At 51.5% G+C, this 17,134-nt stretch carries 12 protein-coding genes; 8 read left to right on the top strand and 4 right to left on the bottom strand.

Going from position 1 to position 17,134, the window contains the following annotated elements:
• Positions 1–90: 90 nt before the first annotated feature.
• A complete protein-coding gene (locus tag NATSA_RS07930) occupies positions 91–1,020 on the bottom strand; it encodes a calcium/sodium antiporter (RefSeq protein WP_210511485.1) in 930 nt (309 codons plus the stop codon).
• Between the two features lie 192 nt (positions 1,021–1,212).
• Here NATSA_RS07930 and NATSA_RS07925 point away from each other — a divergent pair, with 192 nt between their 5' ends.
• The 6 genes from NATSA_RS07925 to trxA all read left to right on the top strand — a co-directional run bounded on the left by NATSA_RS07925 (position 1,213) and on the right by trxA (position 8,023).
• Positions 1,213–1,494: an acylphosphatase gene (locus tag NATSA_RS07925; protein WP_210511484.1), complete on the top strand. Its 282-nt coding sequence runs from the start codon at positions 1,213–1,215 to the stop codon at positions 1,492–1,494.
• Positions 1,495–1,499: 5 nt separating this feature from the next.
• Positions 1,500–2,066: an RNA 2',3'-cyclic phosphodiesterase gene (gene thpR / locus NATSA_RS07920; RefSeq protein WP_210511483.1), complete on the top strand. Its 567-nt coding sequence runs from the start codon at positions 1,500–1,502 to the stop codon at positions 2,064–2,066.
• A 134-nt stretch (positions 2,067–2,200) separates the two neighbouring features.
• Complete coding sequence (locus NATSA_RS07915; RefSeq protein ID WP_210511482.1) at positions 2,201–3,025, top strand: alpha/beta hydrolase; 825 nt, start codon at positions 2,201–2,203, stop codon at positions 3,023–3,025.
• Between the two features lie 137 nt (positions 3,026–3,162).
• Complete coding sequence (locus NATSA_RS07910; protein WP_210511481.1) at positions 3,163–3,924, top strand: SDR family NAD(P)-dependent oxidoreductase; 762 nt, start codon at positions 3,163–3,165, stop codon at positions 3,922–3,924.
• A gap of 86 nt (positions 3,925–4,010) precedes the next feature.
• Entirely contained in the window at positions 4,011–7,493 is a 3,483-nt protein-coding gene (gene dnaE / locus NATSA_RS07905; RefSeq protein ID WP_210511480.1) for a DNA polymerase III subunit alpha, read from the top strand.
• A gap of 206 nt (positions 7,494–7,699) precedes the next feature.
• Positions 7,700–8,023: a thioredoxin gene (gene trxA / locus NATSA_RS07900; protein ID WP_210511479.1), complete on the top strand. Its 324-nt coding sequence runs from the start codon at positions 7,700–7,702 to the stop codon at positions 8,021–8,023.
• Positions 8,024–8,132: 109 nt separating this feature from the next.
• Here the strand turns inward: trxA and NATSA_RS07895 are convergent, their stop codons facing one another.
• From NATSA_RS07895 to acnA, 3 genes are all read right to left on the bottom strand, one after another.
• A complete protein-coding gene (locus NATSA_RS07895) occupies positions 8,133–8,747 on the bottom strand; it encodes a DedA family protein (protein ID WP_210511478.1) in 615 nt (204 codons plus the stop codon).
• Between the two features lie 3 nt (positions 8,748–8,750).
• Positions 8,751–9,608 carry a diacylglycerol/lipid kinase family protein gene (locus NATSA_RS07890; protein WP_210511477.1) on the bottom strand — a complete coding sequence of 286 codons (858 nt, stop codon included), beginning with the start codon at positions 9,606–9,608 and terminating at the stop codon, positions 8,751–8,753.
• Positions 9,609–9,911: 303 nt separating this feature from the next.
• Positions 9,912–12,713, bottom strand: a complete 2,802-nt coding sequence (acnA, locus tag NATSA_RS07885; RefSeq protein ID WP_210511476.1) for an aconitate hydratase — start codon at positions 12,711–12,713, stop codon at positions 9,912–9,914.
• Positions 12,714–13,489: 776 nt separating this feature from the next.
• Here acnA and NATSA_RS07880 point away from each other — a divergent pair.
• Complete coding sequence (locus tag NATSA_RS07880) at positions 13,490–13,909, top strand: hypothetical protein (RefSeq protein WP_210511475.1); 420 nt, start codon at positions 13,490–13,492, stop codon at positions 13,907–13,909.
• A gap of 162 nt (positions 13,910–14,071) precedes the next feature.
• A complete protein-coding gene (locus tag NATSA_RS07875; RefSeq protein ID WP_210511474.1) occupies positions 14,072–16,963 on the top strand; it encodes a sensor histidine kinase in 2,892 nt (963 codons plus the stop codon).
• Positions 16,964–17,134 lie beyond the last annotated feature (171 nt).

The raw sequence follows: 17,134 nt of genomic DNA, 5'->3' as shown, positions 1-17,134 counted from the left end.
AGGTACACCAGAGAAGTCGTAACAGTGATACCGGTGAAGGTGTAAACCGAAAGTGTGCCGGTGTACTCCTGTAATTGCTAACCCGACCAGTTATCGCATAAACAGCCAGACAATGTAAACCATATAGCCGGCAAAAAGGAGTCCGCCCTCCAGGCGGCTTACCACATAGCCGGTCCGGATGACCGGAACCATCAGGATGGCCAGCAGGGTCATCAGCAGCAGGTCCAGGTCCATGATATCAACAAGCACGATGGGCCTGACCGTGGCAGTGACACCAAGCACAAAAAGGATATTCAGAATATTCGAACCGATCAGGGCGCCTAATATAAGGTCGCTCTGTTTGCGAACAGCGGCGACAATGGCGGTGGCCAGTTCGGGCAGGCTGGTCCCGATGGCCACCACTGTCAGGCCGATAATGCCTTCACCGATATCCAGGTCGCGTGCAATGCCGGATGCACCCGAAACCATCAGACTGGCGCCGGTGATCAGTACGGCAAGTCCGGCGAGTGTAACAACGATCAGAAGCGGAGTGTTTTTAGTGAAAAAAGCTTTGGGTTCTTCTGCAAAAGCGGGTTTGAGGTTGCTCCGGATGGTAATAAAAAGGTAGATCATCAAAGCGAAAAGAAGAATAATGCCTTCCATGCGGCCCAGGACACCGCCCAGCAGGAGCAGGGTAAGCAGTACGGAGACCGCTATCATCACAGGAACTTCCCTGATAAGCAGCTGTGCGCTGGCGTGCAAAGGGAAAACAAGTGCGGCCAGCCCCATGACCAGCGCCAGGTTGCTGATATTCGACCCGATGATATTGCCGGCTGCAATCTCGCCGCTTCCCTGAAGTGTCGCCTGAAGACTGACGAAGAGTTCGGGACTGCTTGTTCCGAATCCCACCACAATCAAACCGGTAAGCATGGTGGTGACTCTGAACTTCCACGACAGGGCGACACTTCCCCTTACGAGGACTTCCGCCCCGATGTACAGAAGAAAAATGCCGGCAAAAGTGTATAAAATATTCAGTAACATGGTGAAGCCTGTAACACTATTCTGAAAATCCGGTGGAATGCATTTGCCGGTATTAAGATATTACGGCGTTATTATGTATTGTCATTGCCAGTCGTCCGTTCCATTTCCGTCACTGCCGTTCTGCAGTCATCAAGAACTGACCGGGTGCGGGAATTGTTAGGAAAACAGAATAATCTACAATATTTTCAGGACATGAGTCATATTGTAACCCATTTATTACATATCTACGGCCGTGTTCAGGGCGTAGGTTTTCGAAACTACGTCAATCAACATGCAAATGAGCGGTCCGTGACCGGGTGGATCCGCAACCGTGAAGACGGTTCGGTTGAAGTCATGCTTCAGGGCAAGCACTCGGATGTCGGATCGGTTGAAGCGGCCTGCCGAAAGGGCCCGCCGCTTGCAAAAGTGGATCATGTGGATCGCTATCCCGTTGATCCTGATGTAAGCTACGAAACATTTGAAGTACGGGACTGAGGTTTATGATGCGTCTCTTTACGGCCATTGCTATTCCGGATGATGTACGGGAAAAGCTTGCCTCCATCCAACCGGAGCATCCGGATATCCGTCAGACACCGGAGTCGCAGATACATCTGACACTGAGGTTCATCGGCGAGACGGACAAGACACTGACCCGCCGGGTTCTCCACGCGCTGACTCATGTTGCCTTCCGGCCGTTTGAGATCACCCTTTCGGGGACCGGCTGTTTTCCGAATCCATCGTCTCCATACGTATTGTGGGCCGGAGTTCGCTATCATCCCGTCATGGGGGATTTGTATGACACCATGCAGGAAGAGTTGTTCCGGACAGGCATTCCTTATCAGAACAGAGCATTCCATCCCCACATCACGCTTGGCAGAGTTCGTCAAAGTGAAAAAAAACGTCCGGATGAAAAGCCTCCGCTTGCTCCGGTGCTGGAGGACTTTCTGCAGGGGGAGGCTTCGCGTTTTGAGGTGACTTTTGATGTAAACTGCTTCCGGCTCTATCAAAGCCGGCTGCACTCCGGCGGTGCCATCCACCATTGCCTCAGAGAATACAAGGCAGATTGAGGCAGTTAAACGAATCACACGGCTGCTGCCAATTTGTGCGTGGCATTTGCAGATATGTAATGTTTGTCTATTTTTGAATCAGAAATCCGAGCGAGTATGGGCAATGTGAAATTATGTCTGCTAAGCGGAGTATTGTGACAGGATCAACATTTTTATGGATTATTGGTATTGTGGCCGGCGGATATCTGCTGTTGCTGCTGCTGATGTACATATTCCAATCGGCTTTTGTCTATTTCCCGACCAGGAGCATTGTGATGACACCGGCAGACCGGGGCTGGGAGTACGAGGATGTTTACCTGCACACCGATGACGATTACCGGCTTCACGGCTGGTACATTCCGGTAAGCAACGGCCGCGGCACCGTACTTTTTTTTCATGGAAATGCCGGAAATATTTCGGGCCGGCTGGAAAGTATCTCGGTATTCCGCGAACTGGGTCTGAATGTATTTATTTTTGACTACCGGGGATACGGCAAAAGTGAAGGCAGTCCGTCTGAAAAGGGAACCTACAAGGATGCCGAAGCCGCCTGGCGTTTTCTTACGGAAGTTCAGAATGTTCCGCCCGATGAAATCATCCTGTTCGGACGCTCCCTGGGCGGAGGGATTGCTTCCTGGCTGGGCAGCAATGTCAGCGCAGGTGCGGTCGTGCTGGAGTCGACGTTTACTTCGGCACCTGATCTTGCCGGTGAACTTTATCCGATTATTCCTGCCCGGGCATTAATGACCATCCGGTATCCAGTACGCAATCACCTGGATGACATTGCGATGCCGGTGATGATCGCTCACAGTCCGCAGGATGATGTCATTCCATATCATCATGGTAAAAAGCTCTATGAGCTGGCCGGAGAGCCGAAAACCTGGCTGGAAATGCGGGGCGGCCACAACGACGGGTTCATACAGTCAGAGCCCGGTTATTCCGAAACCTGGGACCGGTTTATCCGCGAGCATATTGAGAACTGAATGAACTTTCATTAAAACATCCGTCATCTGGCAGGAATTGACTATGAAATATCCATGGCTACTTATCGTCACAAAGAAGCATGATTGCAGCCAACATGGGTACTACATGTGACGTCAGAATCATAAATTATAAACACATGAAAAAGCAGAAACATATTGTGATTACTGGTGCCTCAAAAGGGTTCGGACGTGACCTGGCCCTCGCACTTGCGGAAAGAGAGACTGTGCTGTATCTGATTGCCCGCAGCGATATGTCCGAACTGGTGCTGGAACTGGAGTCACGCGGCGCCATGGTCCACACCTACGTCCGCGACCTGACCGATATGGACGGCTTTGACGAATTGATGCAGGAGATCGCATCGGGAATATCCCCGGAGAAAACGGGTCTTCTGGCCCTGGTGAATAATGCGGGAATGCTTGATCCGATGGGGCCGGCCGGGAAGTATGACCTGAGAACGTACCGAAAGAACCTCGAACTCAATTTTGTATCGCCGCTGCTGCTGACGCACGCCTTTATCGGACAGTTTCAGGAGTACAGCATGGTCAAGCGGGTAGTGATGATATCATCGGGAGCAGCACAGAAGCCCTATTACGGATGGAGCCACTACTGCAGTACAAAAGCCGGTGTCGATATGTTTACCCGCACGGTGGGACTGGAGCAACAGAAGGTTCGGTACCCCATCGAGGCGATGGCATTCAATCCGGGCCGGATCGAAACCGGAATGCAGGAAATTATCAGGGATACCAGCGAAGAAGATTTTCCGATGGTGCGGGACTTCGTCGATGCCTGGAAAGAGGGCAGGATCGGGAGTTCGGAGGATGTGGCCGGCCGCCTTGTTCGCCAAATGTTGTCGGAGCATTTTCCGTCCGGAGAGGTCCTCAGCCACAGGGATTTGTGATTCAAAAAAAAACCAAAAAATCAAGGCCGAATATGTTCTGTTTTATTGATAGTTTTCGGTTTAAAACCGGATAAGACAGAGATATTATGTGCCAGTTTTCCCATCTTCATTGCCACTCCCAGTTCAGTCTGCTCGATGGTGCCGCTGCTATTCCCAAGATGATCGGCAAGGCGGCTGACCACGGCATGCCGGGCATTGCCATCACTGATCACGGCAACATGTTCGGCGTACCCAGTTTTGTAAACGAAGCGAACAAGCAGGGGGTCAAACCGATCATCGGCTGTGAATTTTATATCACGCCGAAGACCATGTCCGACCGTGAGACACGGGAGCAGTATCATCAGGTGCTGCTGGCAAAAAACAAAACAGGCTACTTCAATCTGGCGCGTCTCAGTTCGCTGGGCTATATAGACGGATTTTACTACAAGCCCAGGATCGACCGGAAAACTCTGGCTGAACATTCCGACGGGTTGATTGCCACCACCTGCTGTATTCAGAGTGAGATCAATCAGACCATCCTCAAGAGCGGAGAAGCAGAAGCGCGCCGTCTGTTTGAGTGGTATCTGGATCTGTTCGGCGAGGATTACTACATCGAGCTGCAGCGTCACGGCCTGCGCGACCAGGATGTCTGCAACGAGGTGCTCATCCGGTGGAGCAAGGAGTACGGGGTGAAGATGGTCGCTACCAACGATTCGCATTATGTTGACAAGCAGGACTCCGAGGCCCATGACATCCTGCTGGCGCTTCAGACCAATGCCGACATCAACGACCCGAACCGGTTCCGCTTCACAGACGATCAGAACCGGCTCAATCCGCAGTTTTATCTGAAGACGCCGGACGAAATGAAGGAGCTTTTCAGCGATGTGCCCGAATCGGTGGAGAACACCATCGAGATTGTTGACAAAGTCGACGACATAAAGCTTGAATCCGAGCTGCTGCTGCCGCATTTCAATGTGCCCGAAAAGTTTGCTGACATGGATGACTATCTGCGCCATGTTACCTATGAAGGGGCCCGGGCACGGTACGGGGAGCTGACAAGTGAGATAACCGAACGCATTGAGCAGGAGCTCAAGATTATCCGGGACATGGGTTTTGCCGGATACTTCCTGATTGTTGAGGGGTTTACCACCGAAGCGCGCAACCGCGGGGTGTATGTCGGGCCGGGACGGGGATCGGCGGCCGGGAGCATTGTGGCCTACTGTATCGGCATCATCAACATCGACCCGCTTCGTTATGATCTGCTCTTTGAGCGGTTTTTGAACCCCGAGCGGGTGAATCCGCCGGACATTGACATTGATTTTGACGATTCGGGGCGCCAGGCGCTGATCGATTACGTCGTCGAAAAATACGGCCGTGAAAATGTGGCCCAAATTGTGACATACGGCACCATGAAAGCCAAGACCGCCATCCGCGATGTGGGACGGGTGCTGGGGGTGCCGCTGGGCGAGGTCAACCGCATAGCCAAATTGTTTCCCGAACGACCCGGACTTGACACGTTTGACAAGGTGGTCAATCCGGAAGCCAATCCGGACACAGCAGAGGAGATCCGCGAGCTGTTTGAACATCCCGACATGCAGATCCAGAAGATGATGAGTTTTGCCAAGACACTGGAGGGGTGTCCGCGCCAGACGGGGATTCATGCCGCGGGGGTCATCATCGCACCCGGTACGGTCTACAACTACGTTCCTGTGGCGCTTTCCAGGGAAAAGGATGTGGTGACGCAGTACGACGGGCCGAGTTCGGAAATGTGCGGACTGCTGAAGATGGATTTTCTCGGACTCAAGACCCTGTCCATACTCAAAACGGCGATCCATCTGGTCAAGGAGAGTTGGGGCAAGGAGTATCACCTCGATGACATCCCCCTGGATGATCAGAAGACGTTTGAGCTCTATCAGCGCGGCGATACGGTCGGAACATTCCAGTTTGAGTCCGACGGAATGCGCAAATATCTCAGGGAACTCAAACCGACCAGCATCGATGATCTCATCGCCATGAACGCGCTTTACCGGCCGGGGCCAATGCAGTTCATCCCCGAGTATATCGACTGCAAGCATGGCCGCAAAGAGGTGGTTTATCCGCATCCGATGCTCGAGGATGTGCTGAAACCGACATTCGGAATCATGGTCTACCAGGAGCAGATCATGAAGGTGGCCCAGGTGATGGGCGGATTTACCCTGGGCGAAGCCGATATTCTGCGCCGGGCGATGGGCAAGAAGAAGGTCGACCAGATGGCCGAGATGAAGGTGAAGTTCAAGGCCGGGGCAAAAGAGCGGGATGTGGATGACAAAACGGCCGATGAGGTTTTCGAAAAGATGGCCTTTTTTGCCGGCTACGGATTCAACAAGTCACACTCGGCGGCATATTCGGTTGTTGCGTATCACACGGCCTATTTCAAGGCGAATTATCCGGCCTCGTACATGGCAGCGGTACTGACCCACAACATGAACGACATCAAGAAAGTGTCGCAGTTCATTGAGGAGTGCTATCATCTCGGAGTGCCCGTTGACCGTCCCAACATCAATTCCGGTGAGGCCTTTTTTACTGCGAAGGAGGGACGGGTACAGTATGGTCTGAGTGCGATCAAAGGGGTCGGGTCATCAGCCGTTGCCCATTTTGTAGAAGAGCGAAGGGAAAACGGTCCGTTCACCAGCATTTTCGATTTTACTTCGCGGGTGGATCTGCGGACCTGCAACCGCAAGATGCTTGAAAGCCTGGTTGCGGCCGGGGCATTTGATGAGCTGCACGGTAACCGGGCGCAGCTCATGGCAAGCATGGAAGATGCGCTGAGTTACGGGGCGCGGATGCAGGACGAAAAGAGCCGCAATCAGACCAGCCTGTTTGGCGGTGGTAATGACGTGCATCAGATAAGTGAGTCGGAGCCGAAGCTGAGAGAAGTGGAGCCATGGTCAAACATGGAGAAACTCAAGCAGGAGCGGGAGCTGATCGGATTCTTTTTGAGCGGACATCCGCTGGACCGGTTCCGGGACGATGTGTCGCTGTTTTGCTCCCACTATCTGGGAGAAGAGGGGCTGAGCGGCCTGACGGAACGTGATCCGGTGACATGCGCAGGGATTATCACCGCTGCCCGCCATACGCGTGACAAAAAGGGCCGTCCCATCGCATTTGTGACCATGGAGGATGAAAAAGGAAGTACCGAGATACTGATTTTTTCCGATTGCTATGACAAGTCGATGAATCTCATTCAGGTGGATAATCTGGTTGTGGTTGAGGGCAATGTGTCTGTCAGGGACGGAACGCCGAAAATCATTGCCCGGAATATTGACCGGATAGAGAACCTCAGAGACAAGTATCAGGGCTCCATCCGCTTATGTCTGAGTCTCGATACCGCTGACATAGCTGAAGGTGCGCTTGAAGAGCTTGCGTCAGTTTTTGAGGCCAACCGGGGGCAGACCAATATTCAGCTGTTTGTGAAATCCGGCGCGGAGAAGCCGGTCCGTATGAAAGCCCGCAAATTTGTTGTTGACCCAAACGATACCCTGCTGAGCGAGGCGCGGCGCCTTATCGGGGAAAATAACGTATGGCTGGAAAAGCGTCCGGATGCGGGGTAGAGACGGCAAGCTTGCCGGTCAGAGGTGGTCAGCGGCACATATGGCAGCCGTGAGCATCATGCCATTTCGTCTGAAGTGCTCTTGCATCTATAAATATAATTATATATATTATTGCATAACAACAACGCGAATGGAAATCTGAACGGTATTGTTATATTGCCATCGGATATCCAATGAAAAATCGACTCATTAAAATCTCAAATATTATGTCAAAACCAGTTGAATTAACAGACAGCAATTTCAATAGCGAAGTACTGCAATCAGACCAGCCGGTGCTGGTGGATTTCTGGGCCGAATGGTGCGGACCCTGCCGCATGGTAGGACCGGTAGTTGAAGAGCTGGCCGGTGACTACGAAGGAAAGCTCAAAGTTGGCAAGGTCGATGTGGACAGTAATCCGCAGGTATCGATGCAATACGGAATCAGAAGCATACCTTCACTGCTGATTTTCAAAAACGGAGAAGTTGTTGATCAGATCGTAGGAGCGGTACCCAAAGCGCAGCTCCAGAAGCATGTCGACAAGCAGCTGTAAGAAATAAACTGCTGCAAAATATATACAGCTGAATGAAGCAAGCCCCTGCAGAATGCAAGCGAAAGTTGCTGCATAGAAAGCTGCAGGTGGCTGCAGGATCCATTCCCGCTCAAAACATGTATTTCTTTGTTTTGATGATGTGATAGCGATGCACGATTACGGCAATAATCGTGAGGATGAGCATGGCAAGCGCGAAATTCTGGTGGGCTTCGATAATGCTCAGCAGCGGCTTGCCTGCAAAATATCCGACCGAGACCCACAACAGCGACCAGAGCAGACATCCAAGTCCGGAATAGACGAGAAAGGTAGAGGCCGGCATGTTGGACAATCCTGCAGGGATTGATACGACAGAGCGGACGTTGGGTATGAACCGGCCATAGAAAACAAAATGGTGTCCGTACCTGTGAAAATCGAGCCTTGCCTTGTCGTTCAGATATTTAATGTATTTGAACCGTGTGGTCCTGAGGAAATCGGTTATCCAGTCAGAGTAGTGGCGGCTCAGTTTGAACAGAACGATGCATCCGGCGATGTTGCCGACGGTTGTTGAAAAAATGGAGGGGAAGTACAGCCATTCATGTATGCTGGCATACAGGCCGATGGCGGCCAGGCTGAGCTCACTGGGTGGTGTGAGTAAAACCCCGTGCAGGAAAAGGAGGATGAACCCTATTGACAAAGCAGCAGGCCACGAGATGGACTCAAATGTCATGAATATAAATTCGGTCATGAGCTATTTGCAGTCTATTTGAATAGTGGCCAGTTTCAGTTTCTTTGAGCCAAAGGAGATCCTGAGGGTACGCGTTTTTTCATGGGGTTCGCCATCGGTCTGCCAGAAAAAAGGATGATCGTGCTCAATGGTGTACTCTCTGGAATTGACGGGACTATGATCCTTTTTCCAGGGAATAAAATGTGTTCTGGGCAGATAAAGTGATTTGTACTGGCCGATGGTCTCCCTCACTCCGGTAAACAGGGCAAAAGGATTTTCCCTGGATTCACTGTTGGTTCGCATCCAGGCCATGGATGAGGGATAGTCTCTGAATACGTATAAAAACAGGATTTTGAACTGAATAAGAAAGAAGAAAATGGTGTGGGTGAAGATGCCGCCGAGTGCCCTGTAGATGACAGATCCCGGGGGCGTCCGGCGAAAGGACTCTACGGTGGCAACGGTATCAGCAGTTGAGCCTATGGAAACGACATTGAGAAAAATCCGTCCGTTTGCTTTTCCGACCTTTACTTCAGGAAGATCGGAGTGGTAACTGTCCGAGAGAAATGAGTCCAGTGATGCCGGTTCATCAAGTGATTTGGCGATCAGGTTGCCGTATCCACAGGGTACAATTCCGATCTCGATGTCCTGCAGATAGTCATACAGAGTGTTGATGGTACGGTTGACGGTGCCGTCACCCCCGCAGATGATAACCCTGGTTACATTCCCGTTTTCAAACAGGTTGTCCACTGTTTTTCTGGTAAAATCAGCTTTTTCAACTTTTTTATAGGAAACTCCAAGATCATGGAGTTCGTCGCATAATTTGCCGACGACGCCTTTTGTTTTTCCTTTACCTGCCGATTTGTTGAAAATGACTAAAAGCATTCAAACTGCTGTAGTAACCAGTGTTAAAACCGATGGACCCCCGTGTACAATAACTGTAAACATTATAAAAGTCACAAAACAATACAAGCGTCATATTTTCGGAAAGCTTGTAGTTTTTGCCAGGTGACAGAACACCGCTGAGCAGAGGATCAATAAAGTTGATCGGGGAATAATACGAATTTTCTTATTACAGCGGGGCACTTTTTTAAAAAAAGAGGGATCAGGCCATCACTCTTTACTGAGTTAAAAATATCAGGGTTAACCCGGCAGGACGTTTCCCATCTCAATATGATCCTGTGTACATCAGACTTCCTTGAGGAATCTTCTGAGTACATACTGCAGAATGCCGCCATTTTGGTAATAGGCAATTTCGACTTCCGAGTTCAGCTGTGCTACAGCTTTGAAAGATATCTCGTTGCCGTCTTTTTTGCGGGCTGTGACATCCAGCTCCTTGTTTGGTGACAGGCCTTCGGAGATACCGGTGATTGTGAACTCTTCATCGCCTTTAAGACCGAGGCTCTCTTTAGATTCACCAGGCTGAAAACGCAGAGGCAGCACTCCCATTCCTACCAGGTTGCTGCGATGAATCCGCTCGAAACTTTCTGCAATGACGGCTTTTACGCCAAGCAGATTTGTGCCCTTGGCAGCCCAGTCACGTGATGAGCCGCTACCGTACTCCTTGCCGCCAAGTACAACCAGCGGGGTTTGTTCTTCAGCATACTTTTGGGCGGCGTCATAAACCGGCATTTCTTCACCGGACGGATGGTGGATGGTCCATCCGCCTTCCCGGTCCACAAGCTGGTTTTTGATCCTGACATTGGCAAATGTGCCTCGTATCATCACTTCATGGTTCCCGCGTCTTGACCCGTAAGAGTTGAAATCCTGCGGTTTGACCCCTTTGCTGATCAGGTATTTCCCGGCAGGTGTATCTTCTCCGATCTTTCCGGCTGGTGAAATGTGGTCAGTAGTGATGGAATCGCCGAGGACCAGCAGTGTTCTTGCATCAACAATATCGTCCAGCGGCTGAGGTTCTCCGGGTATATCCAGGAAGAACGGAGCTTCTTTGATATAGGTGGACTGATCGCTCCATTCATAGACCTTTCCGGTGGGAGCCTCAAGTGCTTTCCACGCGTCATCGCCTTCGAAAAGGGTAGCATAGTTTTCCTTGAAGTCTTCCGGGGTGATGACCGTCTCCATTATTTCACGGATTTCCGCTTCGGTCGGCCAGATATCTTTCATGTAGACAGGTTCAAAGTTCGGTCCGTATCCGAGCGGTTCGTTGATCATGTCGAGATCAACACGGCCGGCAAGAGCGTATGCCACAACCAGCATGGGTGAGGCGAGAAAGTTCATTTTTATGCTGGGGTGGATGCGGGCTTCAAAGTTGCGGTTGCCTGAAAGCACGGATGAGACTACCATGTCATTCTCCTCAACGGCTTTGGCGATGTGCGGCGGAAGATCCCCGCTGTTACCGATACAAGTGGTGCATCCGTATCCGACAACATGGAATCCCAGTGCCTCAAGGTAGGGAAGCAGTCCGGATTTTTCGTAGTACCGGGTAACGACTTTGGATCCCGGAGCAAGACTGGTCTTGACCCAGGGTTTGACATCCAGCCCCATATCCACCGCCTTTTTGGCTACGAGTCCGGCGCCGAGCATAACCGACGGATTGGAGGTGTTGGTGCAGCTGGTGATGGCGGCAATGACCACCGAACCGTCACTGAGCATGAATTCGGTGTCACCGGTTTTCACCTGGACGGATTTCATGCCGTCACTGGTGACATCCTTTGTCTCTACGGCGACATCGGTTTCTTCAGGGATTTCTGCAGGAGATTCACCTGGCCTGGTTGAGCGGAACTCTCCGCCTTCATCCAGCCAGCGCTCGCGATCCTCATATGGAATATAGTCCCGCTGGTAGGAATCTTTCATGATTTTGACAAAGGAGTCTTTGACATCAGTGAGACTGATTTTATCCTGCGGCCGCTTGGGTCCGGAGATGGCAGGCACGACATCGCCAAGATCCAGCTCAAGCTGCTCGGTGTACCGGATCTGGTTTTCGTTTTCACGCCACATCAGATTGCTGCGGGTATAAGCCTCGACGGTCTCGATGTGCTGGCTGTTGCGTCCGGTAAGCTGCATATAGTCGAGGGTACGGTCATCGATGGGGAAGAAGGTCACGGTGCAGCCGAACTCCGGGGACATGTTGGAGATGGTGGCACGGTCGGGGACGGTCAGCGTATCGAGTCCGTCGCCGAATACCTCGACGAATTTGCCAACGACTCCGTGGCTGCGGAGAAAGTGTGTTACGGCAAGGACCAGGTCGGTGGATGTTGCACCTTCGGGAAGGGATCCTGTGAGCTTGAGTCCAACCACTTCAGGGTTCAGCATGTAAATCGGCTGGCCGAGCATGACGGCTTCGGCCTCGATACCGCCGACACCCCATCCGACCACGCCGATGCCGTTGACCATGGGTGTATGGGAGTCGGTACCGACGAGCGTATCCGGAAATGCAAAGCCGTCTCGCAGATAAACACCCTGCGCCAGATATTCGAGGTTTACCTGATGGCAGATACCGAGACCGGGGGGAAGCACGCTGTAGTCGGCAAATCCCTGCTGGGCCCATTTGAGCAGGCTGTACCGCTCCTGGTTCCGCTCGTACTCCAATTCAACATTCTTTCGGTATGCATCGGTGGTGCCGAAAAAATCGACCTGAACCGAGTGGTCAATGATCAGATCGACAGGGACCTGCGGATTGATGCCGGAGGCAGCTTTGCTGCCTTTTTTTCGCGCCACTTCCGATCGGATGGAGGCGATGTCGACCACGGAAGGCACGCCGGTGAAGTCCTGCATCAGAACCCGGGCCGGCATGTAGGGGATGTCTTTCGGAACGCCATCAGGGCTCCATGACAGCAATGTTTCAATGTGATCTTTTTTAATGGCGAAATCATCATAATTCCGGAGTGCATTTTCCAGCAGGATCCGAATGGTGAAAGGGAGCTTGTCCACATCATAGCCCTGGTTTTGCAGTCCGGGGAGGCTGTAGTATTTATGCGTTCCGGTGGGTGTCTTCAGCTCTTTTACAATTCCGAATATATCGTTGCTCATAACACGTGGTCTTTTTTAATAAATAAATGTCCTGGTAATCTGAAGTTTATCGCCGATGTCATTTCAACACCGCCGGATATGTGTTCGTTTCCGCATCCGGCGGTCATCGCGGATGCCGGTAAAGGCGTGGCGGCACATCGGAATATACGGATGTGTCCGTACCGGATGACGGATTCAAGTGGCGTGTAACACAAAGCTTAACGATAGTGAATTGACAGGCAAAAGTCTATGAGCAAGTTCTGTGCCGCCGGCAACGGTGTGTCATGCCTGTGCGGGTTATCCTCTTTGCGGCATCCTTCTCTCTTTGAAGCATCCTGATATTACCCTGCTGACGGTCGCGGATTGCAGGCGGTTCCGGGTATGTGAGAAAATTTCAGGCAGAACCGCATGATCATGCGGTGACAGGCAGGCCGGCATTTTGTATTCTGGAAATGCGATGAGGGAACAGTCTGAAGATTGTTTCCGTAAATGTTGACCTGCGAAGAGGATTTACAAGGTTTTCCGAGTTTACAAGAGAAGGCGTACGTTTTTGAGCGCGCTTATCCTTTCGTGTCCCGCACAGCCGGGATGCGGAAGGATTTTTTTTTTTGCCCCATTCTGCTGTTTCCGCCCGATACAAGCAAGACCCTTTATGCGCCATAATGTGGCGGATTGCTGATTGCTGTCCGGTTGCTGTCTTCAGTCCGGCTGTTTTTTTTGTTAGCGATTGCGTACCATCATGCAGGGTATATCGGCAGTGCATTTGTGCGTGAAATCAAAAAAAGAGGAGAGAATTTATGAACAACCGCAAAAAGACCATTATAAACAAAACCAATTCGCGCTCCGGATTGAACATCGGTATTGCTGTTCTGTCACACGGCCGGACAGTTGCGGAGAAAAATGATTTGCGCAGCGGCGAAAAGATGGAATTTGACCCGGGTGATGTATTGGTTCTTATCACTGACAAGCGTTCCAACTACGCGGTTCAGACGGGGGCAGGAACCTTGTTGTTTGGCTGGCAGGTCACAAACAGTCATCCGGATTTTCCCGACAAAACGGTTACTGCATACAAAATGAGATTTCTGGACGAAGATGACCAGGAAACATCCGAACACGATGGAGCCGATGATTCCGGAAGTACCCTGTTGCGGAGCTCAGGTGATGGCGATGACAAAGAAGACATAATTGTTATCGAACCGAAAGATCCCGAACCGTAAGCAGGTTTTTTTTATATTTAAATCCGATTGGCAACGAAAGGGTATAAAAAAAGCCCGGGCAGTGAGTCCGGCTGAAGTGTCACTCTTGATGCTCTGCACGACACAGCGGGATGCACAGGAGTGGGCAGAATGCACAGGAATGTATTGGAACTGCGGGATCGTATGAAACATGTAAAGATCATCGGGCTGTTCATTGCTGCAGTCTGGTTATCCGGAACAGATGCTTGCGCCGGGCAGACCGTTTCGGGGCACGGTTACCCGTTCATCACCAATATATCGGCAGAAGAATATGACGGACATGTACAAAACTGGGGCTTTACAACAGACGATGAGGGTATGTTGTTTGTGGCTAATACCGGAGAGGTACTCAGGTATGACGGTGTGCGGTGGCATTCCATCTCCGTCCCCGGCCGCAGAACCTTCAGCATAACAAGTGATTCAGATGGGACCGTTTTTGTCGGTGGGGCGGGCGATTTCGGCTACATTTCCCGGAGCTCACGAACACACTCCCGTTCATATGAATATGTTTCACTGCTCCCCGGTGTTGCTGACACTCTGAATATTGAAAATATCTGGGGTGTGGTCGCGGCAGAACCCGGTGTTTTTTTCCACTCCAACCGCTACGTCTTTTTTTATGACGGGGATCAGGTGCATTATCATGAAACCGACACCCGTTTTTCGCTGCTTTTCGAAAAGGACGGAAACATATATACGCGTGAGGCTGAAAAAGGGATAAAAAAAGTCCGGGCAAACACTCTTATCCCGTGGGAAGATGGCCGTTTTTTTTCCGACAGGTCTCTGATGGGTTATATGCAGACAGAAGAAAAAGAGTTTTTCTGTTCCTTTCGTAATTGCTATGAGTACGATGACGGTGATTTCCGTGAGTTTGACCATGGGGCGTCGGAGTACCTTGAACAGAACGGTATCGACAACACCAGAGTCCTGTCTGACGGCACATTGATGATCGCCACACGGAACGGAGGCATCGTCCAGCTGACCGCGGACGGTGAGGTCATTCGGATTCTGAACAGTGATAATGGATTACCAAGCAATTCCGTGTACGGATCATATGAGGATGACTCCGGTTCGCTCTGGCTGGCAACGGTCAACGGAATTTCACGGGTGGATGTAAGTCTGCCGTTTCGACGCTACGACCATCGCAACGGCATAAATGAAACCATCACTAACGTCTCCATGCGAAACGATACCCTGCTGCTCGCTTCGGCCAGCGGAGCCTTTCATATGGGACCGGATGGTGTTGCGCAGTTTCATGAGGGCAAGACGTTCTGCCGGAACTTTCACCACCACCGGTCGGGTCTCTACATGACATGCACCGAAGGGGTCTTCCGGTACGCAGACGGCCGGTTTGAGCAGGTGCTGTCGGAATTCCGTCCCAGGGCCATAGGTGAATTTCGCGGCGATACGCTGATTGCCGGCACTGGTGAAGAAATTCAGGTGATGCTTTTTGACGGTGGACAAAACGAGGTGCTGTACCGTTTTGAGGGCACCGGTCACCGCATCAAGTCCATAGCAAGGTGTTCTGATGATTTCGTCTGGATGGGAACCGAGGCGGACGGGCTTTATCGCCTTGAATTTGAAAAGGAAAACGGTAACATCACGGGGCACAAACTGACCTACGTTATGGATGAGGAGGACAGGCAAAGCCGTGTGTCGGTAGCCGAAATCGGAGGGGAAACATTCTTTCTGACAACAGGAAGGGGACTTATGAGTTATGATGCTGACGCAGATTCGCTGTTTCCGGCAAGCCGTTTTGGTGAGCGGTTTACAGAACCGGGGCTGCAGGTTTTCTGGGCGACGGAGGACAACGGCGGCAACGTCTGGTTTCGCGCCGGTGAACAGTATCAGGTTGCCCGTTTGCAGGATGACGGTACATACGATGTCGAAACCGGCCTGCTCAGCCGGATTGATGACCGGCAAAGCAATGCGATATATGCCGATGCCGGCGGACATGTCTGGTTTGCAACCGAAAAGGGGGTGATCCGGCATGACCCGGAAAGGAAATTTGATGAGTACCGGTCATTTGAAACAAAAATCGGTGATGTGCTTGTCAGGGGTGACTCTGTTGTTACCGGCGGCGACCCGGATGAACCTCTTGTCCTGGATTATGAGGACAACGATTTACGTTTCACCTTTTCGGCCCTGAGCTATCATCAGCCCGAGCGAACCGAATACCGCACCAAAATGGAGGGGTTCGATGACGACTGGCTCCCGTGGTCTGATGAAGTGCAGAGAGACTACACCAACATACCGGAAGGGCGTTACCGGTTTCTGGTTGAATCGCGGAATGTGTACGGGGTCACCAGCGAGTCCGTTCCCTATTACCTGGAGGTGCTGGCTCCCTGGTACCGCACATGGTGGGCCTACCTGATCTACATAATTACCGGCAGTCTTGTGATTTACACCGGTTACCGCATCCGTCTGCATCAGGTCACCCGTGTCCACCGGATGCGCAACAGCATTGCCAGTGACCTTCATGATGAGATCAGTGCCACGCTCAGCAGTATCAGCTTTTTTGCCAGGGCCATTGAAAACGAAAAACTCGGTGGTGACAAAAGCCGGTTTGTTTCCCTGATATCCCAGAGTGCCGGGGATGCCAAGGAAAAAATCACCGATATTGTCTGGGCCATTAATCCCGAGCATGATGACTGGAAGTCTTTTGCGTTGAAGTGCCGCAGGTATGCCTCGGATTGTTTCGAAAGTCATGGCATTGAATACGAGCTGGATGTGGATGGTGACATTCCCGGCAGGATGGACATGCAGGTGCGCAAAAATCTGTGGCTCATCTTCAAGGAGATGATAACCAACGCGGTGCGGCACTCCGGCGCCCGGTTTGTCCGGGTTTCGATGAAACATTCGGGAGGGCGGCTGCGCCTGGAGGTTGCCGATAACGGCAGTGGCTTTGACAGCAGCGAAAAGAAAAGCGGAAACGGCCTGAGGAATATTCGTGCCCGGGCCGGACAGATAGGCGGGCAGCTTGAACTGGATACCCGGCCCGGTGACGGAACCTGCTGGAAACTTGGAATCCGGCTGTAAGAAAACCGCATGATTATGCGGTGCATGAAGCTGAAGTATGTTTTAGTTTCTACTGTGCTTAATAAAATGACAGCAGATTCTGAAACCGTTATCATCACAAAGCCGGGGACTTATTTTGGAGACAATACAAATACCGGAAGCGGGACATAACGTGAGATCCGGAAATGCACG

This window comes from Natronogracilivirga saccharolytica, from assembly GCF_017921895.1.
Taxonomy (GTDB): Bacteria; Bacteroidota; Rhodothermia; order Balneolales; family Natronogracilivirgulaceae; genus Natronogracilivirga; species Natronogracilivirga saccharolytica.
The sequence above is the reverse complement of the archived record's forward strand: the minus strand, read 5'-3'. Positions and strand labels throughout refer to the sequence as shown.

Coding starts and splice junctions, on each gene's coding strand:
- NATSA_RS07895 (WP_210511478.1), bottom strand. CDS start 8,747: ATGACCGAATTTATATTCATGACATTTGAGTCCATCTCGTGGCCTGCT.
- NATSA_RS07890 (WP_210511477.1), bottom strand. CDS start 9,608: ATGCTTTTAGTCATTTTCAACAAATCGGCAGGTAAAGGAAAAACAAAA.
- dnaE (WP_210511480.1), top strand. CDS start 4,011: ATGTGCCAGTTTTCCCATCTTCATTGCCACTCCCAGTTCAGTCTGCTC.
- NATSA_RS07930 (WP_210511485.1), bottom strand. CDS start 1,020: ATGTTACTGAATATTTTATACACTTTTGCCGGCATTTTTCTTCTGTAC.
- thpR (WP_210511483.1), top strand. CDS start 1,500: ATGATGCGTCTCTTTACGGCCATTGCTATTCCGGATGATGTACGGGAA.
- NATSA_RS07925 (WP_210511484.1), top strand. CDS start 1,213: ATGAGTCATATTGTAACCCATTTATTACATATCTACGGCCGTGTTCAG.
- NATSA_RS07910 (WP_210511481.1), top strand. CDS start 3,163: ATGAAAAAGCAGAAACATATTGTGATTACTGGTGCCTCAAAAGGGTTC.
- NATSA_RS07880 (WP_210511475.1), top strand. CDS start 13,490: ATGAACAACCGCAAAAAGACCATTATAAACAAAACCAATTCGCGCTCC.
- NATSA_RS07875 (WP_210511474.1), top strand. CDS start 14,072: ATGAAACATGTAAAGATCATCGGGCTGTTCATTGCTGCAGTCTGGTTA.
- acnA (WP_210511476.1), bottom strand. CDS start 12,713: ATGAGCAACGATATATTCGGAATTGTAAAAGAGCTGAAGACACCCACC.
- trxA (WP_210511479.1), top strand. CDS start 7,700: ATGTCAAAACCAGTTGAATTAACAGACAGCAATTTCAATAGCGAAGTA.